Below are 22,384 nucleotides of genomic sequence, written 5' to 3'. Positions count from 1 at the left end.
CGGGGGCCTGCGCCCGGGGGCGTGCCGCCGGGGCGTGCGGCGCTCAGTCGGGCCAGACGCCGGTGGCCAGGAAACTGTCGATCGTCGCCGTGTACGGCGCGATGTCCAGGCCCTGTTCCTCCAGCCAGCTGTCCGAGTAGTACTTGTCCAGGTAGCGGTCGCCCGGGTCGCAGAGCAGCGTGACGACGGAGCCGGTGCGCCCCTCGGCCACCATCTCCGCGACGATCTTCAGCGCGCTCCACAGGCCGGTGCCCGTCGAGCCGCCCGCCTTGCGCCCGATGGCCCGCTCCAGAGCCCGTACGGCCGCCACGCTCGCCGCGTCCGGGACCTTCATCATCCGGTCGATGGCGCCGGGCACGAAGCTGGGCTCCATCCGCGGCCGGCCGATGCCCTCGATCCGGGAGGCGGTGGCGCAGTCGGTCTTCGCGTCTCCGGTGCGCCAGCCGTCGAAGAAACAGGAGTTCTCCGGGTCGGGCACGCAGATGCGGGTGTCGTACTGCATGTAGTGCACGTAGCGGGCGATGGTCGCCGAGGTGCCGCCGGTGCCCGCGGTGGCGACGATCCAGGCGGGCTCCGGATAGCGCTCCAGCCGCAGCTGCTGGTAGATCGACTCGGCGATGTTGTTGTTGCCCCGCCAGTCCGTCGCCCGTTCGGCGTAGGTGAACTGATCCATGTAGTGCCCGCCGGACTCGGCGGCGAGTTCGGCGGAGACCGCGTAGACGGTCCGCGGGTCGTCCACGAGGTGGCAGGTGCCGCCGTGGAACTCGATCAGCCGGGTCTTCTCACGGCTGGTCGTGGCGGGCATCACCGCGATGAACGGCACCCCGATCAGCCCGGCGAAGTACGCCTCGGAGACCGCGGTGGAGCCGCTGGAGGACTCGATGACGGGCTTGCCGGGGCGAATCCAGCCGTTGCACAGGCCGTAGAGGAACAGCGAACGGGCCAGCCGGTGCTTGAGGCTGCCGGTGGGGTGCGTCGACTCGTCCTTCAGGTACAGGTCGATGCCCCACGCCTCCGGCAGCGGGAAGCGCAGCAGATGGGTGTCGGCCGTCCGGTTGGCGTCCGCCTGCACCTTGCGCACGGCTTCTTTCAGCCACGCCCGGTAGGCCGGATCGCTGCGGTCGACGTCCACGGTCGGCATCGGGCCGCCGCTCCCGGACACCCGGTCGGCGGGGCTGTGTGGTGACTGTGCGGTGCTCATCGGCGCGCTCCCCGACGTCGTACGGAGCCCGCGCGGGACGCCGGGCCGGTTCCGACTATAACCACCTGCCACACGCTTCTCACCTGCATAAACATCCCTTTGGGCAACCCCAAGGAGCACCAGGAGCACCTGGGACCGGTGGTGGGACGAGCTTTGGCCAAGGGGTACTGGTGTACGGGGCACGACGCAGGCAGACTGCGCACCAGTGGGCGAGTGGAGACCGCACGCCCGACGCGCTGAGGAGGTCGTCGCCATGGCGGAGCCCGAATTCAACGCCACCGGGGTGCGCATAGAGAGATGGCTGCTCCGGTCGCTCACCCGGGCGGGCCAGGTCGTCATCAAGGACGGCAGGCTGGCCCTGCTGACGAGCTACGGCACCGAGATAGACAGCGCGCCGGTGCAGGCCGTCCAGGCGCACAAACCGCTGTTCGCGGCCCGTGACCGGGCGCTGGCCACCTTGAACGGGCACCGTTATTCGCTGACGCTGGGCACCCCGGACCGCTTCCTGGATGCCGTACGCGCGGCACGCTCCGCCCGCGCTTGAGAGGGTCCCTCGGGGGACGGTGCGGTTGCGGGAGCGCACTGGTGGGACGACCCTGGACTCGTATCACTGAGGGTTCACCAGCGGTGACACTGTGGTGGAAGGCGGCATCGCTGGATCCGATCTTCGCCCCCGACGTACGAGGGCGCCCGACCTCATCAGGGAGTCGTGGTCGTGATCAGGCAGCCCAGCAGACACTGCACGGTGGAGCTGCAGGCCGTTCCGGCACGGATCGGCCAGGTGCGCAGAATCGTATCGGCGCAGCTCCGTTACTGGCGTCTCGACGCCTTGATAGACCCGGCGGCGCTCGGTGTGACCGAGCTGCTGGCCAACGTGCACCAGCACGCCGTACCCAGTAAGCAGTGCACCGTGGAACTGCTCGTCCTCCTGGACCAGCTGACGGTCTCGGTGCGCGATCTGGACCCGCGGCTGCCCCGGGTACAGAAGGCCGGCGCCCTCGACACCGAGGGCCGCGGGCTGTCGCTGATCGCGGCCCTCAGCGAGAGCTGGGGCGTGCGGCCCGACGGCGGCGGCAAGGTCGTCTGGTTCACGCTCCCCGCGCCGACACTCGCGCCCGAGCAGACCGTACGCCCGGGGCCGGCGGGGCGCTCGTCGTGCGCCCGCGGCGTGACGACGCGCGAACCGGCGCTCACATCGGCCGAAACGCCCCTGCGCACACCGGTGGACACCCGTTCCCGGGTACGGGGTGCCGGGGTCGGTTGAAGGGGTCCGGTCAGCGGGCGGGTCCGCCGTGCGGGGCGGTGGTCGACGGCAAGTGGTGCGCGCCGTGCGGACGTGTACCGGCGGAAAGTGCGCGCCGTGCGGACGCGCACCCGACGAACGTGTGCGGTGCCTGGCGCGCCGTCGCCCCTCACGCGGTGGCGACGGCGCAGACCGTCATGCCGTGCCGCCCTTCGGTCCGGTGCCGAACCGCTCCTCCAGGACGGACAGCCGGCGCCAGTACTCGTCCTCGTCGATCTCCCCCGTCGCGAAGCGCCGGGCGAGCAGGTCGATGGGCGACGGGTCGGCACGGCCCGCCGGTGCGGGGCCGGCACCCGGAGGGCCGCCGAACGGCCTCCGGGGGCCGCGCCCACGCCACACGGTGCGTCGCAGCAGCGTGATCACACCGAACACGACGGCCGCCCAGAACAGCGGGAAGAAGAGGAACCAGGGGCCGGGGCCGCCGCCGTTCCACGGGTGCGCGAGCTCGAACATGACAGGTCAGCTCCTTGTCGGCAGATGCCGCGCGGGCCCGGCGCCCGGATGTGCGGACGGGGCCGGCACGGCCGTTGCGTTCTTCCTTCCGAGCCTGGCCCGCCGGGGGCCGCCGGTCGTCGTACGGCTGACGGCACCTCACGTACCACCGGGGAAGTACGCGGGCGGGTGGTGGACCATCGGTCCGGCCGCCTCCCGCCGCCCCGCCCAGCACCATCTCGCACCGCCTCTCGTCGCCACCCCGATTGATCTCTGTAACTACTGGTATGTACATTGGTCGCATGACCACCTCCGAACGCCTCATCGAGAGCACCCGGGAACTCCTCTGGGAGCGCGGCTTCACCGGCACCAGCCCGAAGGCGATCCTGCAGCGCGCCGGGGTCGGACAGGGCAGCATGTACCACCACTTCACCGGCAAGTCCGACCTCGCCCTCGCCGCCATCCGCCGTACCGCGGAGACCATGCGCGCCACCGCCGAGACCGTCCTCTCCGGCGACGGCGGCGCGTACGACCGGGTGCGGGCCTACCTGCTGCGCGAGCGTGACGTGCTGCGCGGCTGCCCGGTGGGCCGGCTGACCATGGACCCGGACGTCATCGCCGACCCGGCGCTGCGGCAGCCGGTGTTCGAGACGCTGGACTGGCTGCGCGGCCGGATCGCCGCAATCCTCCGCGAGGGGCGGGACCGCGGCGAGTTCGACGCGGACCTGGACCCGGAAGGGACCGCCGCCACCGTCGTCGCGACCGTGCAGGGCGGCTACGTGCTGGCCCGCGCCGCCGGATCGCCCGACCCCTTCGACACCGCCGTGCACGGCGTGCTGTCCCTGCTCGCGGCACGCACCACCCGGTCCGCGTGATCCACCGCCCAGCCGTTCCCCGCACCCGCTTGGAGCACCCGTGCACGCCCTGCAGTACGCCGTCACCCTGCCCGCCGACTACGACATGGGCATCATCCGCGACCGGGTGCGGACCCGGGGCCATCTCCTCGACACCTGCGCGGGGCTCGGGATCAAGGCGTACGGCATACGGGAGCGCGGCGTCGACGGTTCGCACGTCAATCAATATGCGCCGTTCTACCTCTGGGCCGACGCCGCCGCGATGCACCGCTTCCTGCTCGGTCCGGGCTTCCGCGGTGTGATCCGCGACTTCGGCCGCCCGGTGGTGCGGCACTGGATGGGCGTCCACCACGAGCGGGGACCGTCGGCCGGAGCGGCCCCAGGCTCCTTCGTCCGCCGTACGCAGACCCTCGACGAGGGCACCGATCCGGCCACCGCCGTCGAGGAGGCGATGGCCGGGCTGCGGCGGCTGGCCCGTACGGACGGGGTGCACAGCACCGCGCTCGCCCTCGACCCCCGGCACTGGGAACTGGTGCGCTTCACCCTCTGGGAGGGCACCGCGCCCGAGTCGGAGACGGACGGGGAGCGCTTTCAGGTACTGCACCTGTCCGCGCCGGAGGCGGAGCGCCTGCCGACCGGAGCACAGGGGTGACCGGAACGCGTGATCGGAGCACAGGGACGAACGGAGCACAGGGATGAACGGAGCGCAGGGATGACCGGGCAGGCCGAATTCACCGTCCGTACGGTCGCGGGGGACGTCACCCCCGCCGCGCTGGGCGTCTGCGACGCCCACGACCACCTGTTCCTGCGCAGCCCGCTGCTGCCCGGACAGGAACTGGCCGACACCGGCGCGGCGGCGGCCGAACTGCGGGCCTTCCGGGAGGCGGGCGGCGGCACGGTGATCCAGTGGACGCCGTACGGAATGGGGCGGCGCGCCGGTGAACTCCCGGGGCTCGCGGCGGAGTCGGGGGTGCGGATCGTCGCGGCGACGGGCCTGCACCAGGCGGGGCATTACGCGCCCGAGGTGCTGGAGCGGTTGCGGGCAAGCGGCGCGGGCCCGGTGGACCTGGCCGGACTGTTCGTGGCGGAGCTGACGGTGGGGATCGGCAGGTGGAGCGGCGGCTCCGGCGGTACGGACGCGACCGGCGCCGCCGCGGCGGCCGGAGCTCCCGAGGCCTCCGGAGCCGCCGCGCGACCGCGCGCCGGGATGATCAAAGTCGCCGGCGGGTTCCACGGCCTGGACGCGCACGCCCGGTACACCATGACCGCGGCGGCCGAGGCCCACCACGCCACCGGCGCCACCATCGGCGTCCACCTGGAGTTGGGCACCGGCGCCCTGGACGTCCTGGACCTGCTGTGCGGCGCGTTGGGGGTACCGCCGGAGCGGGTGGTCCTGGGGCACCTGAACCGCTCGCCCGACCTCGTCGTCCACCGGCAGGCCGCCGCTGCCGGGGCCTACCTGGCCTTCGACGGGCCGTCCCGCGCTCACCACGCCACGGACTGGCGGCTGCCGGACGCGCTGGCCGCGCTCGCGGACGCCGGGTACGGGGACCGGCTGCTGCTCGGCGGGGACACGACGACCGCGGCGGCCCGGTCGGTCGACGGCGGACCCGGTATGCCGTACCTGCTGCGCCGCCTGCGCCCACGGCTCGAACACGCCCTGGGCGACGCGCTGGTGCGGCGCGTCTTCACGGCGAACCCGGCCCGCGCGTTCGCCGCAGCGTGGCAGGCGTGACGTTGGTGCGCGGACCATCGTGCGCGGGCACCCGTACGCCGGTGTGCAGGCCGTCGCTCGCTGATGCCCGTACGCCGGTGCGCGGACTGGCGTGAACGGTTGCCTGTACGCCGGTGCACGGACCATCGCGCGCCGCCGGGGCGGGCGACAATGGCGGCTGTCGCGGCCGTCGGTCTCTGGAGGCACCGTGAAACACCTGGGCATCCTCGCGCACAGCACCGAAGGGGCGGCGCTGTGCTTCCGGGCGTTCTGCCAGGAGGGCTTCGCCGAACTGGGGGCGCACGAGCATCCGGACGTGACCCTGGACTGCATCAGCATGGCCCGGAGCATGGCCGCCTGGGACGCCGGTGACCACCGGGCCATCCGGGCGACGCTCGCCGAGAGCATGGCGCGGCTCGCCCGCGCGGGCGCGGACTACTTCGTCTGCCCGGACAACACCGCCCACATGGCGCTCGGGCTGCCCGGCGCGGAACTGCCGCTGCCCGGACTGCACATCGCCGAGGTGGTCGCCGAACGCGCCGCCCGTGACGAGCACCGGCGCGTCGGCGTCCTGGGGACCGTGTACACGATGGAGGGCCCGCTCTACGGGGACGCGCTGGGCTCGAACGGCATCGCGGCCGAAGTGCCGGACGTGGCGGACCGCCGTACCGTCAACGAGATCATCTTCGGTCAGTTGGTGAACGGTGTGTTCACCGAGTCCGCGCGCCGGGAATACGTACGCGTCATCCGGCGGCTGGCGGCCCGTGGCTGCGACGCGGTCGCCCTCGTGTGCACGGAGATTCCCCTCCTGGTGACACCGGAGGTCTCACCGCTGCCGACGCTGGACTCGACGCGGCTGCTGGCCCGCGCCGCTTTCGAGACCGCCGTCGGCCGACGGGCCGCGCCGGTGTGGCGCGGCGGTCCGGCCGGGGACTGACGGGCCGCGGCCGGGTCGCGTACGCCGCGGCCGGGGCCGTCGGCGTGCCGCCGCGGCGGTCAGCCGGCTCCGGCGTCCTCCCCTTCGAGGACCACCAGTGGGTCGTCCAGTACCGGCTGCCAGGCCAGCTCCGCCGCGCCGACCAGGCTGTTGTGGTCGAGCGTGCACGGCAGAATCGGTACGCCGCCGCTGCGGCCCCACAGGCCGCGGTCGGCGACCACGGCCCGCAGCCGTTCCGGGTCGGCGCCCAGGAGTTCGCGGTGCAGCCCGCCGAGGATGACGCGGTCGGGGTTGAGGATGTTGACGAGGCCGGCGATGCCCAGGCCCAGCCGGTCGATCAGCAGGTCGGCGGCGGCCCGTACGGACGGGTCCCGGTACTCCTCGCGGAGCAGGTCGGTGGCCTGCCGCAGGAGGGAGCCCTCGGGGCCCGGGGCGCGGCCGGCGGCGCCGAGGAAGGCGAGCGGGTCCGCCTCGACGTCCAGGCAGCCACGGCTGCCGCAGTGGCAGGGCGCGCCCTGCGGATTGACGGTCAGGTGACCCACTTCCAGGGCCAGGCCCGAACTGCCGCTGTGCAACCGGCCGTCCAGCACCAGCGCGCCGCCGACCCCCCGGTGCCCGGAGGCGACGCACAGCAGGTCGCGGGCGCCGCGGCCGGCGCCGTGCCGGTGTTCGGCCAGGGCGGCGAGGTTGACGTCGTTGCCCGTGAAGCCGACCGCCTCGGTGACCCCGGGGATGCCGGCCTCGGCGAGGGCGCGCCGGAAGAGACGGCGTACGGGGGCGCCCGAAGGCCAGGCCAGGTGCAGCGGGTTGAGCGCCTCGCCCTCGGGCTCGGCGACGGCGGACGGGATGGCGAGCGCCGCGCCGAGGCAGCGCCGTCCGGTCTCCGCGAGCAGCCCGGAGCCCGCCGCGACCGCTTCGGCCAGCACATGGGCCGGGTCGGCGGGGATGGTGCCGCAGCCGCTGACGGTGGCCACGATCCGCCCGCCGAGGCCGACCAGTGCGACGCGGAAGCCGTCGGCGTGGATCTGCCCGGCGAGCACGACCGGGCCGTTCTCGTCGAGGAACAGCCGGTGGGACGGGCGGCCTTGGGACCCCGCCGAGGCGGTCGGGCGGGAGTCGACGACGATGAGCCCGAGCGCTTCCAGCTCCGCCGCGACCGCGCCCGCGGTCGCCCGGGTCACGCCGAGTTCCGAGGTCAGGACGGCACGGGTGGGCGCGCGCCCGGTGTGTACGAGCTCCAGTGCGGGTCCGAGGGCGCTGCGGCCCCGCTCCAGCCGGGTTGTCCGAGTGTGGGTCACGTTCCCATTCTTGCTTTGTACCGGCGGTGAACAAAATACGGGCCACCCTTCCGGGGTCCGCGGCGCCCCTCTCGCGGCCGCTCACCACGGGCGCGCCGCCCCGCGTACGGCCGTGCGCGGGGCGGTGCGTACCGGCCGCGTCCCGGTACGGCTACCGCACCGTACGTACGGCCCCGTACGCGAGAATCGATACGCGGATGCCGGGTACCCGACCTGCCGGAAGGGGCCGTCTGCGGACCATAATTGGCTACTTGGTCACGGATTGGGCCAGGGCATCCGGCCGGAGGGCGCCGGCGCGCGGGACGCGTGCGCGGACACCGTCCGGCCACCCCGACACCTGGGGGACCGCATGAACGTCACACCCCGGCTGCGCGGGCCCGCGCGGCTGATGTTCGGCAATCCGGTTTCGCTGGTCTACTTGGCCCTGGTGGTCGCGGCGGTGCTGTTCGCCGTGGTGGACACGGCCTTCGTACAGCACGAGGACGCCTCGTTCGCCGGCATATGGGCGGCTTTGCTCACCGCGCCCACGGTGTTCCCGATGTGGCTCGCCGGTGACGCGCTGTGGGGCGGCACCGGCTCGCCGCAGTGGTACCTGATCCTGACGCTGGCCGTCGCCGCGCTGGTCAACGCGCTGCTGCTCGGACTGGTCCACCGCGGGCTGCGCGGACGGCCGAGCACGCGCGGCGCCATTGTCAGTGGGGGCTGGCACACTCAGCGGCATGGAGATCACTGACTTCACCGAGTCCCTGGACCGGGACGGCCAACTGCTCGCGGACGCCGCCGAGAAGGCCGGTGCCGACGCGCCGGTGCCGACCTGCCCGCAGTGGCGGGTGCGGGACCTGCTCATCCACACCGGCCGGGTGCACCGCTGGGCGACGGGCTTCGTCGAGCACGGACACCAGCAGCCGGTCCCGCCGCCCGAGACCCCGGAGCTGACCGACGAGCAGCTGGCCGGCTGGCTGCGCGACGGCTGCCGGACGCTGGTGCGGGCGCTGCGCTCGGCCCCGGCGGACCTGTCCTGCTGGACCTTCATGCCCGCGTCCTCCCCCTTGGCCTTCTGGGCGCGGCGCCAGGCACACGAGACGGCGGTGCACCGCGCCGACGCCGAGGCGGCGCTCGGCGCCGGCCTCACCCCTTCCGCGCCCGCCTTCGCCGTCGACGGCATCGACGAACTGCTCCTCATGCACGCGCGGGACCACAGCTCGATGCGTACGGAAGCGCCGAAGACACTCCTGATACGGGCCACCGGCACCGGGGCGGCCGACGCGGCCTGGACGGTGCGGCTGTCGGACGCGCCGCTGCGCGCGGAGCGGATACCGGGCGCCGCGGCGGGCGGTGCCGAAGCGCCGGGAGGTGCCACGCCGGACTGCACGGTCGAGGGCCCCGCCCCCGACCTGTATCTCGCGCTGTGGAACCGCCGCCCGCTGGACGACCTCACGGTCACGGGCGACACCGCCCTGGCACAGCTGTGGCCGGAGCGCTCGGGCATCTGACGACCGCCGCACGCGGCGCGGGCCGGGGCCAGATCGCCGGACAACCTCGAAACACAGGGCACCACATGACACACTGTCACCATGTCTCCGACCCGCTCCCAGGCCGACCGCGACGCGATGACCGTCGAGATCGGCTTCGCCCTGCTGACCGGCGTGTTCGTGGCCGCTCTCGCTTTCGGCGTCGTCGTGAGCCCCCTGCTGTTCGTGGACCCGGGCCGGACCTGGACAGGGGTCCTGCTGGCGGCGGCCGGGAGCGCCGCGGGAGTCGCGTTCGTCTGGCGGGTGGTGCGCGTCCTGCGCCGCTTCGCCGGGCGGCGCTCCGCATAGGGCGGGCAGGGCACCGGGCGGGAAGCGTGCCTCCGGCGGGCCGCTACCCGAGCCACCCCGGGCGCACGAGCCCCGTCTCGTACGCGAGCACGACCAGTTGGGCCCGGTCCCGCGCGCCGAGCTTGACCATGGTGCGGCTGACGTGGGTCTTGGCGGTCAGCGGGCTGACGACCAGACGGCGGGCGATCTCCTCGTTCGACATCCCGATGCCGACGAGCGCCATCACCTCCCGCTCCCGCTCGGTGAGCGCGGCCAGTGTGCCGTCCGCGGCCGGTTCCTTGGAGCGGGCGGCGAACTCGGCGATCAGCCGGCGGGTGACCCCGGGCGAGAGCAGCGCGTCGCCCTCGACCACGGCGCGTACGGCCCGCAGGAGTTCCTCCGGTTCGGTGTCCTTGACCAGAAAGCCCGAGGCGCCGCAGCGGATCGCCTCGAAGACGTATTCGTCCAGCTCGAAGGTGGTGAGCATGACGACCTTCACGGCCGACAGCCGGGGGTCCTCGGTGATCTGGCGGGTGGCGGCGAGCCCGTCCAGCACCGGCATCCGGATATCCATCAGGACGGTGTCGGGCCGCAGGTCGCGAAGGGCGATCAGCGCCTCCTCGCCGTCCGCCGCCTCACCGACGACCTCGATATCGGGCTGGGCGTCCAGCAGGGCCCGGAATCCGGCACGGACCAGCAGCTGGTCGTCGGCGAGCAGTACCCGGATCACGACTCCTCCTCGTTGGCCTGTGCCCTCACCGTATCCGTAGCGTGTGCGGCGCCGGGCCGCCCCGGCTCCGGGGGCGCGGCGGGTGTCGCGGGGCGCAGCGGGAGGCGGGCGCGCACCCGGAACCCGCCGTCCGGGCGCGGCCCCGCCTCGACGGTGCCGCCGAGCGCCGCGGCCCGCTCCCGCATCCCGACCAGGCCGTTGCCGCCCCCGGAGAAGTCCCCGGCGCGCCCGGCGGCGGTCGCGGGCCCGTCGTCGTCGACCGTGATCTCCAGCGTGTCGCCGCGGCGGCCGAGCCGGACCCGGGCGGTCCGGGCCCCGGAGTGCCGGACGATGTTGGTCAGCGCCTCCTGGACGATCCGGAAGGCGGCGAGATCGGCGCCCGGTGCGAGCCCGGTTCGGGAGCCCTGCTCGGTGACCCGCACCGTGAGCCCGGCCCCCTCGGCCTGTTCGCACAGTTCGGGCAGCCGGTCCAGGCCCGGCGCCGGGGCGCGCGGGGCGTCGCCGGGCGTCCGCAGCGTGTCCAGGACCTGCCGGACCTCGCCCAGCGCCTCCTTGCTGGCGGCCTTGATGGTGGTCAGAGCGGTGCGCGCCTGCTCGGGATCGTCGTCCAGCAGGGCGAGGCCGACGCCCGCCTGGACGTTGATGACGGAGATGCTGTGCGCGAGGACGTCGTGCAGTTCGCGGGCGATCCGCAGCCGTTCCTCGTCGGCCCGCCGCCGCTCGGCGGCCAGCCGTTCGGCCCGCGCCCGTACGACCTGCTCACGGCGTACCCGCGCCAGCTCGGAGACCGCCACGACCGCCACGACCAGGACCGTGACGAACAGCTGCTCTCCCCAGGGCGCGGGGGTGTCGCCCGGCGGCGGCAGCCAGCGGTAGAGCCAGTGGCCGACCAGCAGATGGCTCGCCCAGACCAGGCCGACGGCGGCCCAGGCGGCCGTGCGCTGCCCGGCGACGATGCCCGCGAAGCAGCCGAAGGCGATGACGAGCAGGACCGGGCCGTACGGATATCCGGCGGCGAGGTAGGCGGCGGACGCGAGCGCGGTGCCGAGGGCGACGGTGCGCGGACAGCGGTGGCGCAGGAGGAGCAGGGCCGCGCCCGCGATCAGCAGCGCGTACGCGAGCGGGTCGAGGTCGGCGCGGCCGTGCTGGTGCCGCCCGGCGAACCGCGTCCCGACCAGCACGAACACGGTGAACCAGAGCGTCGAGACCCAGGGCAGCCGGCCACCGGGCCGCCCGGCGGGGCCGCGATCGCCGTACGCCGGCCGCCACCGGCCGGGGCGCAGGCCGTCCGGCCGCCACCCGTACCGAGGCGGACCACCCGGCAACCGGCCGTCCGGACGCACCCCGGCCCGACGCGGGCCGCCCGGCCACCGGCCGCCCGGCCGCGCCCCATCCCGACGCGCGCCGTCCGAACGCTTCCCGTCCCGGCGCGGGCCGTGGCAGGACCGCGCCCACGGCGGCCGTCCGTTGTCCATGCCGCCACGCTAGACCGGGGCACCGTACGGGGGCGTCGGCCCGGCGTGGTGACCAGGTGTACTCCGAGGGGAGTAGCGGGCGGGCGCGGCATCGCCCACACTGCTCGATACCGGGCACCGCCCGCACACCGGGACGAGTGCCCCGAACCGGAGCAAGCCCCTGAGGCGGAAGCCGTGCTTCCGCCGCCGACCACGGAGGCCGCCCGATGACAGCCACCCCTGCCCACGACAAACCAGGTCGTCTCACCGCCCGTCTCAACAGTCTGGTCGGCGGGCTCGCCCGCCGCGGTGTCAGCTTCGCCGGGGCGGCGGACCTGGCGGTGCGCGGACGCACCAGCGGCGAGTGGCGGCACGTACCGGTCAACCCGCTGACGTACCGGGGCAGCCACTACCTGGTCTCCGCCCGTGGCGAGTCGGCGTGGGTGCGCAACCTGCGGGCGGCGGGCGGGGGCGAGCTGCGCGTCGGCCGGCGCAGGCGGCGCTTCACGGCCGAGGAACTGCCCGCCGCCCGGACCCCGGAACTGCTGCGCGCCTACCTCAAGCGCTGGGGCTGGGAGGTGAAGCCGTACTTCGGCGGACTGAACGCCGGGTCCACCGACGCGGAACTCCTCGCGGCGGCACCCGCCCACCCGGTCTTCAGGCTCACACTCGTCACGCCCTAGGCAGGCCCCGAAGGACCCCGCCGACCCGCCGCTCCGGCTCCAACCAGCCCGCCGCCCGGCTCCGGCAACGGCCACCGCCCCGCCTCCCACCCCACTCCGGCTACGGCTACGGCTACGGCTACGGCTACGGCTACGGCCGATCCATGGCCCCCAGCGCCCGCCGCGCCACCGGATGCGTCCGGACGATCTCGGCCAGGGTCGTCGTGCCTCGGACGATCTTCGCGAAGGCCTGCCAGGCCGGGCGGAAGCCGGTCAGCGCCGCGTGGATCATGCCGGGGCGGCGGGAGAAGAGGCTGAGCATCCGGCGGCCGACGCCCATCTCGACGCCGAGCCCGGCCTTGATCGCGAAGGCGTAGTTCAGGGCCTGGCGCCGCGCGTCCACCGCGTCGTGCGCCTCCGAGACGCGAGCCGCCCACTCCCCCGCGAGCCGCCCCGAGCGCAGCGCGAAGGAGATGCCCTCGCGGGTCCACGGCTCCAGCAGCCCGGCGGCGTCACCGCACACCAGGACCCGGCCGCGGGAGAGCGGCGAGTCGTCGGCGCGGCAGCGGGTCAGATGCCCGGAGGAGATGCTCGGCTCGAAGCCCGCGAGGCCGAGCCGGCCGATGAAGTCGTCCAGGTAGCGCTTGGTCGCGGCGCCCTCGCCGCGGGCCGAGATCACACCGACGGTGAGGGTGTCGCCCTTGGGGAAGACCCAGCCGTAGCTGCCGGGGATCGGTCCCCAGTCCACGAGCACCCGCCCGGCCCAGTCCTCGGCGACCGTCGACGGCACCGGGATCTCGGCCTCCAGGCCCAGGTCGACCTGGTCCATCTTCACGCCGACGTGGGCGCCTATCCGGCTGGCGCTGCCGTCCGCGCCGACCACCGAGCGGGCCAGCACCACCTCGCCGTCGCCGAGGACCACGGCGACGGTCCGCCGGTCCGGCACCGCCGAGCCGTGCTGTTCGACGCGGGAGACCGTGACGCCCGTGCGCAGTTCGGCGCCGGCGTCCTGGGCGGTCTTGACCAGCTGTGCGTCGAAATCGGGGCGGTTGATCAGCCCGAACAGCATGTTCTTGGAGCGGCGGGTGCGGGCCAGCTTCCCGTTCAGGGAGAACGTCACCGCGTGGACCCGGTCGCGCAGCGGCAGGTCGAAACCCGGCGGCAGCGCGTCGCGGGACGGTCCGATGATGCCGCCGCCGCAGGTCTTGTAGCGGGGCAGTTCGGCTTTCTCCAGGAGCAGCACCCGGCGTCCCGTACATGCCGCGGCATAGGCGGCCGAGGCTCCGGCGGGCCCCGCGCCCACCACCACGACGTCCCACACCTGCTGGTTCTCCTCGGCTGCGCTGTCGCTGCTCACCTGTGCTTCTGCTCCCGTTCGATGCCTTGCTGCGCGTACCGCCCGCATCCTACGGCGCACCGCCGGGCGGCCTTCCTGTGGGAAGATCGGCCCCACAATCGCCCGTACGTACGGTTGGTCCGGTGCGGTAGAACCGGACGGACCGGCACGTGACCCACGTGTACAACGCCGCGCCCACAAGGAGCGTTCCATGCCTGACAGCCCGCTCGCGCACACCGTCGCCTCGTTGCAGTCCCGGGCCAGGACCGAGCTGGCCGAACTGGTGGCCTTCAAGTCGGTCGCCGATCCGGCGCAGTTCCCCCGGAGCGAATGCGAGGCCGCCGCGGAGTGGGTGGCGGGCGCGCTGCGGTCCGAGGGCTTCACGGATGTGGCGCTCCTGGACACTCCTGATGGCACCCAGTCCGTGTACGGCTTCCTGCCGGGCCCGGCCGGCGCGCCGACCGTGCTGCTGTACGCGCACTACGACGTGCAGCCGCCGCTGGACGAGGCCGCCTGGATATCGCCGCCGTTCGAGCTGACCGAGCGGGACGGCCGCTGGTACGGGCGCGGCGCCGCGGACTGCAAGGGCGGCCTGATCATGCACCTGACGGCGCTGCGGGCGCTGAAGGAGCACGGCGGCGTCCCGGTCAACGTCAAGGTGATCGTGGAGGGCTCGGAGGAGCAGGGCACCGGCGGTCTGGAGCAGTACGCCGAGGCCCACCCCGAGCTGCTGACCGCCGACACCATCGTCATCGGCGACACCGGCAACTTCCGTGTCGGCCTGCCGACGGTGACGGCGACGCTGCGCGGTATGACGCTGGTCCGCGTCCAGGTCGACACCCTGGCGGGCAACCTGCACTCCGGCCAGTTCGGCGGGGCGGCGCCGGACGCGCTGGCGGCGCTGATCCGGGTGCTGGACTCGCTGCGCGCCGAGGACGGCTCGACGACCGTCGACGGGCTGGAGGCGGACGCGAGCTGGGAGGGCCTGCAGTATCCGGAGGAGGAGTTCCGCAAGGACGCCAAGGTGCTCGACGGCGTCGGCCTGACCGGCAGCGGTACGGTCGCCGACCGCATCTGGGCCCGCCCGGCCGTGACCGTACTGGGCATCGACTGCCCGCCGGTGGTCGGCGCCACGCCCTCCGTGCAGGCGGGCGCGCGGGCGCTGGTGAGCCTGCGCGTCCCGCCGGGCACCGACGCGGTCAAGGCGTCCGAGCTGCTCACCGCCCACCTGGAGAAGGCCGCCCCGTGGGGCGCGCGGGTGACCGTCGAGCAGATCGGGCAGGGCCAGCCGTTCCGTGCGGACACCGCCAGCCCGGCGTACGCGTCGATGGCGGAGGCGATGCGCGAGGCGTACGACGGCACGGAGATGCAGACGTCCGGTATGGGCGGTTCGATCCCGCTGTGCAACACCCTGGCCGCGCTCTACCCGGAGGCCGAGATCCTGCTCATCGGACTCAGCGAGCCCGAGGCACAGATCCACGCGGTCAACGAGAGCGTCTCGCCGGAGGAACTGGAGCGCCTCTCGCTCGCCGAGGCGCTGTTCCTCCAGCGGTACGCGCGGCAGTACGAGGCCGCCGGCAGCTGAGTGCCCGTACGGCACCGGCGCCGGCCGGGGGCACTCCCGCCACCTCCGGCCGGCGCCGCCGCCTCATCCGACAGGGACGCCCGCCTCAAGATTGAGCGGGCGCCCCTGTTCGCGTGCGCGCAGGGCCCAGCGGAGCCGGTTCCAGCGCACCGGGGGCAGCATGTCCGCCGCCTCGTCCTCGGTGGCGAACCGCCAGCCCCGCAGCTCGGGTCCCGGCAACAACAGGTCGCGTATCTGCTCGCCGGCCAGCCGCCCGCCGTCGAAGAGCATGCGCAGTCCGCCGAAGCCGGGCGGCTTGGGCGGTTCCCAGTCCAGTACCAGCAGCCGGGGCGCGCTCTCCAGCCGGATGCCCAGTTCCTCGGTGACCTCGCGCAGCCCCGCGCGGGCCGGCGGCTCACCCGGCTCCACGACACCGCCCGGGAACTCCCAGCCCGGCTTGTACGTCGGGTCCACCAGCAGCACCCGGTCGGCGTCGTCGAAGAGCAGCACACCGGCCGCCAGGGTCTCCGCCGTGGGCTCCGGTGTCTGCACGATGTCGCAGGCCCCGGCGCCCGCGCGGACCGCTTCCGCGACCCGCTGTGCGGTCTCCCGGGGTGTCAGCCGGGCGGTGTCGATGACGTGCGCGTCCTGCTTGAGCCAGCCGAGCGCGTCCTCGTACGACTCCAGGTGCGCGAGGCTTCGCCGCCACGCGGCCGGGTCGCCCGCCGGGTCCCCGCCGCGCTCGCGGAGGATCGTTTCCTCCGCGTGCAGCAGAACGTGCCGCACCGGCACCCGGCGTGAGGCGAGGCCGCCGAATATCTCGTCCCGGTACTCCTGGCGCAGCAGCGGCATGGGGGTGATGAGCGGCCCCGGCACCTCGTTGAGCAGGGCGGCTGCCGTGTCCACGACGAGCCGGCGCCAGGACGGCAGGTCCTGGTAGTCGACGATCCGCTCCAGCCGTGCGGCGGGCAGCATCAGCCGCAGCTCGCTGCCGACCAGTTCGGGGTCGAAGAGCGTGCTTCCGGGAAGCAGGTCCAGCAGGTGCCGGGCCGCGGCGGACTTTCCCGCACCGGACGCGCCGTTCAGCCAGACGATCACATTGCCCCCTTGTCCCTAGACCCCAGTGAGTTGCCCGTAACACCCTGCCACGGAAACTTTTGCGGGACCGGGGCTATCCGCGCGCTGCCGCAGACGTGGCCTTTTCCACCTTCGGCGCGATCCCGGAAGGTTTGAAGACCCCCTTGTACGCGCTGATCGCGGCCACGGCGGCGACCAGGATGCTGGTCACCACGTCCTTTCCGGCGAAGTCCCCGGCGAAGAGCGCGCTTCCCAGCCCCACCAGCACCGAGACCACCACCTGCACCAGGGTTCTGGCCGCGGGGCTCCATTGCGGCTGGTTGATGACGGAGATGAGCATCGGCGACGCGAAACCCACGATCAGGGCCCACATCTGAGCATTGGTCATGACGCTCCCCTTTTCCCGCTCGGCACGTAGCCGGAGCGTCGCCGCCCCGGCGGTGCCCGGCAAGAGTGCGCGCACCGCCATTTCCCGCGCACGGGCGCACGGGGGCGCGGCCCCGCCCGTCACCCCTTGTTCGCACCGAGGGTCAGGCCCGCGATGAAGTGCCGTTGCAGGAGCAGGAAGACGATGATGGTGGGCAGGGCGACGAGGACGGAGCCCGCCGCCAGCAGGTTGTAGTCGGTGAAGAACTGCCCGCGCAGATTGTTCAGGGCCGAGGTGACCGGGAGTTTGTCCCCGTCGGAGAGGAAGACCAGGCCCCACAGGAAGTCGTTGTACATCCAGGTGAATTGCAGGGTGCCCAGGGCGGCGAGGGCGGGCCTGCACAGCGGCAGTGTCACATGCCGGTAGCGCGTCCACACCCCGGCGCCGTCGACGATCGCGGCCTCCAGGATTTCCGGCGGCAGGGTCCGCATGAAATTCGCCAGCACGAAGACGCAGAAGCCGAGCTGGAAGGCGACCTGTACGGCGAGCACGGCCCAGAGCGAGTCGTACAGCGTCAGCGATTCGGACATCCAGTACGGCAGCGGCACCTTGGTGAAGAGCACGTAGAGCGGGGTGACGATGACCTGTTGCGGCAGCAGGTTGCCGGCCGTGAAGACCATGAGCAGGAGCATGGAGCCGCGCAGCCGCAGCCGGGCCACCGCGAAGGCCGTGAAGGACGCCAGGAAGAGCGTGATCAGCACGCCCGGCACCGCGATCACCAGCGTGTTCAGGAAATACCGGCCCATGCCGGAGTCGGTGAACGCCTGACGGTAATAGTCGAAGGACAGCCGGCCCGGCAGGGAGAAATAGCCGTCCCTGGCGGTCTCCTCGTACGGGCGCAGCGACGCGTAGACGGCCAGCAGCAGCGGTGCGAGGAAGGCCAGCGAGACGGCGAGCAGAAAGACGTGCACGCCCCAGCGGCCGCCACGGCGCCGGGCGCGCCCCGCGCCGCCCGCCGGTCCCGCGGGGCCTGCCGGGGGTCGCACAGCCCGTACGGCGGGCACGGTCATCGACGCTCCTCCCCCCGCAGTTCCTGGACGAGATAGGTGACGATGAACCCGAGGGAGACCAGCAGCAGGACGACGGCGATGGCCGACCCGAAGCCGATCCGGCTCGCCTCCCCCACGATGTTGTCCGTCACCAGCACGGACAGCAGTTCCAGTCCGTTGCGGCCCTTGTTGACGGCGTAGACGATGTCGAAGGCGCGCAGGGCCTCGATGACGGTGATGACGCCGACGATGACGTTCACCGGGCGCAGCGCCGGCAGCACGACCCGGAAGAACGCCTGCCGCTCGGTGGCCCCGTCGATGGCCGCGGCCTCCTTGAGCGTCGGGTCCACGGACTTCAGCCCGGCGAGGTAGAGGATCATCACGTATCCGGTGTGCCGCCAGCAGGCGGCGAGCAGGATCATCCAGATGTTGAGGTCCGGGTCGCCGAGCCAGTCCACCGGCCGGTCGGCGTTGCCCAGCAGGGCGTTCAGGGCGCCCTGGTCCCGGGAGAGGATCAGCTGGGCGATGAAGCCGACGACGGCGAGCGAGAGCACCACCGGCATGTACAGCGTGGACTGGTAGAAGCGGCCGAACCGCACGCCGCGGTCGATGAGGACGGCGAGCAGCAGGCCGAACGGCGTGGCGAGCAGGCCGAGGGCGGCGAGCCACAGGAGGTTGTTGCGGACCGCCGGCCAGAACGGCGGGTAGTCGGAGAAGAGGTGCGCGTAGTTGCCCAGGCCGGCCCATTCGATGTCGCCGACGCCGTCCCAGGTGGTGAAGGACAGGCCGACGGAGGCCAGCGTGGGGCCCCAGACCAGGGCGAGGTCGAGGAGGATCGGCAGGCCGAGCAGCAGGCACAGGACGACCAGGTCGCGCCGGGTGTGGCGGCGCGGGCCCCGGCGCCCGGCGCGGCGGGCCACGGTCTCGGGCATGGTTCGCGGTTTCCCGTCGCTCGTACGGGTCGTGGTGGTCACGGCGTCAGTCCGCGGCGAATATCCGCTTCTTCTGCCGTTCGATGCCGTTCACCAGGCCGTCGATGTCGTCGGGGTCGCCGATGAACTGCTGGATCGCCTGGATCAGTACGGTCGAGGCGAAATCGGGGCGGGTGTCGCGGTCCATGAACTGCGATATCTGCCGTGCGCCGGCCACCAGCCGGACGGCCTTCTTCTGCAGGGCGTCGTACGTCTGTGTGCCGGCCCCGCTGTTCACCGCGACGTTGTTCGGGTCCCGCTTCAGATAGGCCAGCTCGGCCTGTGGTGTGGCGAGGAATGCCAGCAGGTCCCCGGCCGCCTCCCGGTTCCGGGCCTTCCTCGCCATCAGGAACCCGTCCACCGGCGCCTCGACCGCTTGCCGCCCGAATGCCGGATCGATCTCGGGGAAGGGGAAGAAGTCCAGGTCCGCGCGGTTCTCGGCGGTGAACTGCTGGCCGGGGTGCGGCAGTCCGAGCACCGTCATACCGCTCTGCTTGCGCTGGAGGGACTGGGCCGCCTCCTGCCACGTCCGGCCGTTCGCGCCTTTTTGGTGGTACGGCAGCAGGCCCCGCCACAGATCGAAGACCTGCCGTACCTGCGGGCTCGTCCAGGATTTCTCGCCGCGCATCAGGGCGATGTGGAAGTCGTAACCGTTGGCCCGCATGTCGAGGTAGTCGAAGGTGCCCATGGCGGGCCAGCCCTCCTTGTCGCCGAAGGCGAATGGGGTGAGGCCGTCCTTCTGCATCTGCCGGGCGAGCGCGCGGTATTGATCGAAGTTCTCCGGGATCTCGTAACCCCGCGTCCGGAAAACGCTCTTCCGGTGGAAGACCGCCCACGGGTAGTAGTAGTACGGCACGAAGTACTGCTTGCCGTCCTCGCCCGTGGACTGTTTCCGCACCGCGTCGGAGAACCCGTCGAACTTCCTCCAGAGATCACTGATGTCGGCGAGCAGGCCCTTTCGCGCGAAGTACTGCATCCGGTAGCCGGCGAACCATGTGAAGACGTCGTCGGGCCTGCCCTGGAGGTAGCGGTTGATGTTCTCCTGGAAGTTCTCGTGGTTGACGGTGTTGACCTTCACCGGCTTCTTCGACTTCTTCTCGTACGCGGCGAAGGCGTCGGCGTACGCGCGTTTGGGCACGGCGTCGGAGGCGTTGGATCCCAGGGTGACGCCGTCGCCCGGCCCGTCGCCGCACGCGGTGAGCAGCGCCGGCACCGCGACCGCCCCCGCGCCGGCCGCCGCGCCCCGCAGCAGGGACCGCCGGGTCACCCCGCGTACCGCCCGGTGCGCGCACCCGCCCGGACCGTTGCCCGATGACTGGACCATGTCTCCCCCTTCTCGGCGATGGAACCGAACAGAACCGAACGCGAGTGCTGGGATCTCACTCCCAACGGGGTGGCCAGTCAAGGCTTTTTGCGGGCCGCTCCCGGACCGCCGCCTTTTGCCTTCCAACACAGTCCAACAAGCCTTACCGTAAACACTCGCAATTGACTGGTACATGACTTCACTGCACTCTCCGAGAACGGAGGACGCGAATCATGCGCCCGCACACCCCCCTCACCCCCCGCCGCGCCCGGCGAAGAGTCGTAGGAGCGCTGTCCGCGGCGTTCCTGTGCGCGGCAGGGGTGACGGCCCTGCCCGCCACGGCCCGTACAGCCGACACCGCCGACGCCCCGCCCGCCACCGCACCCGCCGCCGGAACACCCGCTTCCCCTGCCCCGCGCCTGCCCGACGGCCTGGCCAGGACGCCTCCGATGGGCTTCAACAACTGGAACTCCACCCGCTGCGGGGCCGACTTCAACGAGACGATGATCAAGTCGATCGCCGACCTCTTCGTCTCGAAGGGCCTCAAGGCCGCCGGCTACGAGTACGTGAACCTCGACGACTGCTGGGCCAAGAAGGACCGCGACGCCGACGGCAAACTGGTCCCGGACACCGCCCGCTTCCCCAACGGCCTCAAGGCCCTGGCCGACTACATCCACTCCAAGGGCCTGAAGTTCGGCGTCTACACCAGCGCCGGCACCACGACGTGTGCACAGGCGATGCCCGGCGCGCTGGGCCATGAGTACTCCGACGCCCGGCAGTTCGCCGACTGGGGAGTGGACTACCTGAAATACGACAACTGCAACAACCAGGGAGTGGACGCGAAGAAGCGCTACATCACCATGCGCGACGCCCTGAAGGCGACGGGCCGCCCCATCGTCTACAGCATCTGCGAGTGGGGCGAGAACAAGCCGTGGGAGTGGGCGGCGGACGTCGGGCACCTGTGGCGCACCACCGGTGACATCAGCGACGCATGGGACAGCATGGTCTCGATCTTCAAGGCGAACGCGCCGCTGGCGCCGTACGCCGGTCCCGGCCACTGGAACGACCCGGACATGCTGGAGGTCGGCAACGGCGGCATGACGGACACCGAGTACCGCAGCCACTTCTCCCTGTGGTCGATGATGGCCGCGCCGCTGCTGATCGGCACCGACCTGCGCAAGGCCTCCCAGGCGACGTTCGACATCCTCGACAACCGCGAGGTCGTCGCGCTCGACCAGGACCCGCTGGGCAAGCAGGCCCAGGTCCTGAAGTCCGAGGGCGGCCGCTGGGTGCTGAGCAAGCCGCTGGCGAACGGCGACCGGGCCGTGGCGCTGTTCAACGAGTCCGACCAGCCGCAGTCCGTCTCCACGACGGCCGAGGAGGCGGGCCTGCCGAAGGCGAACGGCTACCGGCTGCGCGACTTGTGGAAGGGCGAGGACACCCACACCGCGGGCGAGATCGCCGCGACCGTACCGGCGCACGGCACGCTGCTGTACCGCGTCGCCGCCGACCGCCAGTGGCCGCACCTCCCGCCGGCCCTCGACAGCGGCACCGGCCCCGTCGCCCCGATAGAGGTCGGCAAGGAGGCCCGCGTCGCCACCCTCACCCGCAACCTGGGCCGGACCCCCGCACTGGACGTACGGATCGACCTCAAGGGCCCGCAGGGCTGGCGCGTCGAGCCGCTCACGCCCACCGGGACGCACTCCCTGCCGCCGGGCAGGGAACTGGCCACCGCCTGGAAGATCTCACCGCTGGCGGGGACGAAACCCGGTACCCACGAGCTGACGCTGACCACCGACTACCGCTCACCGCGCGGGCAGCGGGTCACCCAGACGCTGCCGCTCCCGGTCGCCGCCGTCCAGCCGCCGCCCGCCGGGACCTCGTACGCCAGCGACCTGACCTGGATCACCGCCACCAACGGGTACGGGCCGGTGGAGAAGGACACGAGCGTGGGCGGCCCCCAGGCCGGTGACGGCACACCGATCCGCATCGGCGGCGTGCCGTACGCCAAGGGGCTGGGCGCCCACGCGAACAGCGAGATCACGTACTACACGGGCGGCCGGTGCTCGGCGTTCGGCGCACAGGTCGGCGTCGACGACGAGACGGGCGACCAGGGGTCGGTCACCTTCGAGGTGTGGGCCGACGGGCAGCGGGTCGCCGAGAGCGGCAAGCTGACCGGCAAGGACCCGGCGAAGGCCCTCGACGCCGCGGTGTCCGGGGCGGGCACCGTACGGCTGGTCGTCCAGGACGCCGGTGACGGCTTCTTCTACGACCACGCCGACTGGGCCGACGCCAAGTTCACCTGCTGAGAGCCGAAGCGCCGCGCACCGGCC

Annotated in this window: 23 protein-coding genes; 12 read left to right on the top strand and 11 right to left on the bottom strand. The window is 72.7% G+C overall.

Going from position 1 to position 22,384, the window contains the following annotated elements; genetic code table 11:
• Positions 1–43: 43 nt before the first annotated feature.
• A complete protein-coding gene (locus ACFV57_RS17000; RefSeq protein ID WP_385232071.1) occupies positions 44–1,141 on the bottom strand; it encodes a PLP-dependent cysteine synthase family protein in 1,098 nt (365 codons plus the stop codon).
• A gap of 313 nt (positions 1,142–1,454) precedes the next feature.
• Here ACFV57_RS17000 and ACFV57_RS16995 point away from each other — a divergent pair, with 313 nt between their 5' ends.
• Together ACFV57_RS16995 and ACFV57_RS16990 are read left to right on the top strand one after the other, a co-directional pair.
• The gene (locus ACFV57_RS16995; protein ID WP_365845020.1) at positions 1,455–1,745 is read left to right on the top strand and encodes a hypothetical protein; all 291 of its coding nucleotides are present in this window, start codon (positions 1,455–1,457) and stop codon (positions 1,743–1,745) included.
• A gap of 171 nt (positions 1,746–1,916) precedes the next feature.
• Positions 1,917–2,465, top strand: coding sequence for an ATP-binding protein (locus ACFV57_RS16990; protein WP_385231941.1), 549 nt, complete (start codon positions 1,917–1,919; stop codon positions 2,463–2,465).
• A 174-nt stretch (positions 2,466–2,639) separates the two neighbouring features.
• On the opposite strand, the gene ACFV57_RS16985 is transcribed toward ACFV57_RS16990, so the two are convergent.
• On the bottom strand, positions 2,640–2,957 hold the full coding sequence (locus ACFV57_RS16985) for an SHOCT domain-containing protein (protein ID WP_385231939.1): 318 nt from the start codon (positions 2,955–2,957) through the stop codon (positions 2,640–2,642).
• A gap of 281 nt (positions 2,958–3,238) precedes the next feature.
• On the opposite strand from ACFV57_RS16985, the gene ACFV57_RS16980 reads away from it, so the two are divergent.
• The 4 genes from ACFV57_RS16980 (at position 3,239) to ACFV57_RS16965 (ending at position 6,441) form a co-directional block, all read left to right on the top strand.
• Positions 3,239–3,811, top strand: a complete 573-nt coding sequence (locus ACFV57_RS16980) for a TetR/AcrR family transcriptional regulator (RefSeq protein ID WP_385231936.1) — start codon at positions 3,239–3,241, stop codon at positions 3,809–3,811.
• A gap of 40 nt (positions 3,812–3,851) precedes the next feature.
• The gene (locus ACFV57_RS16975) at positions 3,852–4,442 is read left to right on the top strand and encodes a DUF4865 family protein (RefSeq protein WP_385231933.1); all 591 of its coding nucleotides are present in this window, start codon (positions 3,852–3,854) and stop codon (positions 4,440–4,442) included.
• 60 nt (positions 4,443–4,502) lie between these two features.
• The gene (locus ACFV57_RS16970) at positions 4,503–5,525 is read left to right on the top strand and encodes a phosphotriesterase (protein ID WP_385231930.1); all 1,023 of its coding nucleotides are present in this window, start codon (positions 4,503–4,505) and stop codon (positions 5,523–5,525) included.
• A 187-nt stretch (positions 5,526–5,712) separates the two neighbouring features.
• Positions 5,713–6,441 carry an aspartate/glutamate racemase family protein gene (locus ACFV57_RS16965; RefSeq protein WP_385231927.1) on the top strand — a complete coding sequence of 243 codons (729 nt, stop codon included), beginning with the start codon at positions 5,713–5,715 and terminating at the stop codon, positions 6,439–6,441.
• Positions 6,442–6,500: 59 nt separating this feature from the next.
• Here ACFV57_RS16965 and ACFV57_RS16960 read toward each other — a convergent pair whose 3' ends face one another.
• Positions 6,501–7,739 carry an ROK family protein gene (locus tag ACFV57_RS16960; RefSeq protein ID WP_385231924.1) on the bottom strand — a complete coding sequence of 413 codons (1,239 nt, stop codon included), beginning with the start codon at positions 7,737–7,739 and terminating at the stop codon, positions 6,501–6,503.
• Between the two features lie 349 nt (positions 7,740–8,088).
• Here ACFV57_RS16960 and ACFV57_RS16955 point away from each other — a divergent pair, with 349 nt between their 5' ends.
• The 3 genes from ACFV57_RS16955 (at position 8,089) to ACFV57_RS16945 (ending at position 9,559) form a co-directional block, all read left to right on the top strand.
• Positions 8,089–8,472, top strand: a complete 384-nt coding sequence (locus ACFV57_RS16955) for an SCO4225 family membrane protein (RefSeq protein ID WP_385231921.1) — start codon at positions 8,089–8,091, stop codon at positions 8,470–8,472.
• Positions 8,459–9,232 (top strand): maleylpyruvate isomerase family mycothiol-dependent enzyme, encoded by a 774-nt coding sequence (locus tag ACFV57_RS16950; protein WP_385231918.1) that lies wholly within the window; start codon positions 8,459–8,461, stop codon positions 9,230–9,232. The genes ACFV57_RS16955 and ACFV57_RS16950 overlap by 14 nt, the downstream gene beginning before the upstream one ends.
• Before the next feature lie 81 nt (positions 9,233–9,313).
• Positions 9,314–9,559: a DUF6332 family protein gene (locus ACFV57_RS16945; RefSeq protein WP_385231915.1), complete on the top strand. Its 246-nt coding sequence runs from the start codon at positions 9,314–9,316 to the stop codon at positions 9,557–9,559.
• A 43-nt stretch (positions 9,560–9,602) separates the two neighbouring features.
• Here ACFV57_RS16945 and ACFV57_RS16940 read toward each other — a convergent pair whose 3' ends face one another.
• A complete protein-coding gene (locus ACFV57_RS16940; protein ID WP_385231912.1) occupies positions 9,603–10,268 on the bottom strand; it encodes a response regulator in 666 nt (221 codons plus the stop codon).
• Positions 10,265–11,743, bottom strand: coding sequence for a sensor histidine kinase (locus ACFV57_RS16935; RefSeq protein ID WP_385231909.1), 1,479 nt, complete (start codon positions 11,741–11,743; stop codon positions 10,265–10,267). The genes ACFV57_RS16940 and ACFV57_RS16935 overlap by 4 nt, the downstream gene beginning before the upstream one ends.
• Before the next feature lie 206 nt (positions 11,744–11,949).
• Between ACFV57_RS16935 and ACFV57_RS16930 the strand changes: the two genes are divergently transcribed.
• On the top strand, positions 11,950–12,405 hold the full coding sequence (locus ACFV57_RS16930; protein ID WP_385231906.1) for a nitroreductase/quinone reductase family protein: 456 nt from the start codon (positions 11,950–11,952) through the stop codon (positions 12,403–12,405).
• A 130-nt stretch (positions 12,406–12,535) separates the two neighbouring features.
• Here the strand turns inward: ACFV57_RS16930 and ACFV57_RS16925 are convergent, their stop codons facing one another.
• Positions 12,536–13,741 (bottom strand): geranylgeranyl reductase family protein, encoded by a 1,206-nt coding sequence (locus ACFV57_RS16925; RefSeq protein ID WP_385231903.1) that lies wholly within the window; start codon positions 13,739–13,741, stop codon positions 12,536–12,538.
• Positions 13,742–13,931: 190 nt separating this feature from the next.
• Here ACFV57_RS16925 and ACFV57_RS16920 point away from each other — a divergent pair, with 190 nt between their 5' ends.
• Positions 13,932–15,305, top strand: coding sequence for a dipeptidase (locus ACFV57_RS16920; RefSeq protein ID WP_385231900.1), 1,374 nt, complete (start codon positions 13,932–13,934; stop codon positions 15,303–15,305).
• A gap of 63 nt (positions 15,306–15,368) precedes the next feature.
• Here the strand turns inward: ACFV57_RS16920 and ACFV57_RS16915 are convergent, their stop codons facing one another.
• From ACFV57_RS16915 to ACFV57_RS16895, 5 genes are all read right to left on the bottom strand, one after another.
• The gene (locus tag ACFV57_RS16915) at positions 15,369–16,382 is read right to left on the bottom strand and encodes an NUDIX domain-containing protein (protein ID WP_385231898.1); all 1,014 of its coding nucleotides are present in this window, start codon (positions 16,380–16,382) and stop codon (positions 15,369–15,371) included.
• A gap of 73 nt (positions 16,383–16,455) precedes the next feature.
• Positions 16,456–16,749: a hypothetical protein gene (locus ACFV57_RS16910; RefSeq protein WP_385231895.1), complete on the bottom strand. Its 294-nt coding sequence runs from the start codon at positions 16,747–16,749 to the stop codon at positions 16,456–16,458.
• Positions 16,750–16,868: 119 nt separating this feature from the next.
• Positions 16,869–17,798, bottom strand: a complete 930-nt coding sequence (locus tag ACFV57_RS16905; protein WP_385231892.1) for a carbohydrate ABC transporter permease — start codon at positions 17,796–17,798, stop codon at positions 16,869–16,871.
• A complete protein-coding gene (locus ACFV57_RS16900; RefSeq protein WP_385231890.1) occupies positions 17,795–18,709 on the bottom strand; it encodes a carbohydrate ABC transporter permease in 915 nt (304 codons plus the stop codon). Before ACFV57_RS16900 ends, ACFV57_RS16905 begins: the two co-directional genes overlap by 4 nt.
• 46 nt (positions 18,710–18,755) lie before the next feature.
• On the bottom strand, positions 18,756–20,072 hold the full coding sequence (locus ACFV57_RS16895; RefSeq protein ID WP_385231887.1) for an ABC transporter substrate-binding protein: 1,317 nt from the start codon (positions 20,070–20,072) through the stop codon (positions 18,756–18,758).
• 212 nt (positions 20,073–20,284) lie between these two features.
• Between ACFV57_RS16895 and ACFV57_RS16890 the strand changes: the two genes are divergently transcribed.
• Complete coding sequence (locus tag ACFV57_RS16890) at positions 20,285–22,360, top strand: NPCBM/NEW2 domain-containing protein (RefSeq protein ID WP_385231884.1); 2,076 nt, start codon at positions 20,285–20,287, stop codon at positions 22,358–22,360.
• Positions 22,361–22,384: the final 24 nt, after the last annotated feature.

The organism is Streptomyces sp. NPDC059788 (genome assembly GCF_042732265.1).
GTDB lineage: Bacteria > Actinomycetota > Actinomycetes > Streptomycetales > Streptomycetaceae > Streptomyces.
The sequence above is the reverse complement of the archived record's forward strand: the minus strand, read 5'-3'. Positions and strand labels throughout refer to the sequence as shown.

Excerpts from the sequence above, each read along its gene's own strand:
- ACFV57_RS16900 (WP_385231890.1), bottom strand. The coding sequence starts at position 18,709 with ATGCCCGAGACCGTGGCCCGCCGCGCCGGGCGCCGGGGCCCGCGCCGC.
- ACFV57_RS16970 (WP_385231930.1), top strand. The coding sequence starts at position 4,503 with ATGACCGGGCAGGCCGAATTCACCGTCCGTACGGTCGCGGGGGACGTC.
- ACFV57_RS16930 (WP_385231906.1), top strand. The coding sequence starts at position 11,950 with ATGACAGCCACCCCTGCCCACGACAAACCAGGTCGTCTCACCGCCCGT.
- ACFV57_RS16920 (WP_385231900.1), top strand. The coding sequence starts at position 13,932 with ATGCCTGACAGCCCGCTCGCGCACACCGTCGCCTCGTTGCAGTCCCGG.
- ACFV57_RS16995 (WP_365845020.1), top strand. The coding sequence starts at position 1,455 with ATGGCGGAGCCCGAATTCAACGCCACCGGGGTGCGCATAGAGAGATGG.
- ACFV57_RS16935 (WP_385231909.1), bottom strand. The coding sequence starts at position 11,743 with ATGGACAACGGACGGCCGCCGTGGGCGCGGTCCTGCCACGGCCCGCGC.
- ACFV57_RS16895 (WP_385231887.1), bottom strand. The coding sequence starts at position 20,072 with ATGGTCCAGTCATCGGGCAACGGTCCGGGCGGGTGCGCGCACCGGGCG.
- ACFV57_RS16985 (WP_385231939.1), bottom strand. The coding sequence starts at position 2,957 with ATGTTCGAGCTCGCGCACCCGTGGAACGGCGGCGGCCCCGGCCCCTGG.
- ACFV57_RS16980 (WP_385231936.1), top strand. The coding sequence starts at position 3,239 with ATGACCACCTCCGAACGCCTCATCGAGAGCACCCGGGAACTCCTCTGG.
- ACFV57_RS16945 (WP_385231915.1), top strand. The coding sequence starts at position 9,314 with ATGTCTCCGACCCGCTCCCAGGCCGACCGCGACGCGATGACCGTCGAG.
- ACFV57_RS16905 (WP_385231892.1), bottom strand. The coding sequence starts at position 17,798 with ATGACCGTGCCCGCCGTACGGGCTGTGCGACCCCCGGCAGGCCCCGCG.
- ACFV57_RS17000 (WP_385232071.1), bottom strand. The coding sequence starts at position 1,141 with ATGCCGACCGTGGACGTCGACCGCAGCGATCCGGCCTACCGGGCGTGG.
- ACFV57_RS16955 (WP_385231921.1), top strand. The coding sequence starts at position 8,089 with ATGAACGTCACACCCCGGCTGCGCGGGCCCGCGCGGCTGATGTTCGGC.
- ACFV57_RS16890 (WP_385231884.1), top strand. The coding sequence starts at position 20,285 with ATGCGCCCGCACACCCCCCTCACCCCCCGCCGCGCCCGGCGAAGAGTC.
- ACFV57_RS16910 (WP_385231895.1), bottom strand. The coding sequence starts at position 16,749 with ATGACCAATGCTCAGATGTGGGCCCTGATCGTGGGTTTCGCGTCGCCG.
- ACFV57_RS16950 (WP_385231918.1), top strand. The coding sequence starts at position 8,459 with ATGGAGATCACTGACTTCACCGAGTCCCTGGACCGGGACGGCCAACTG.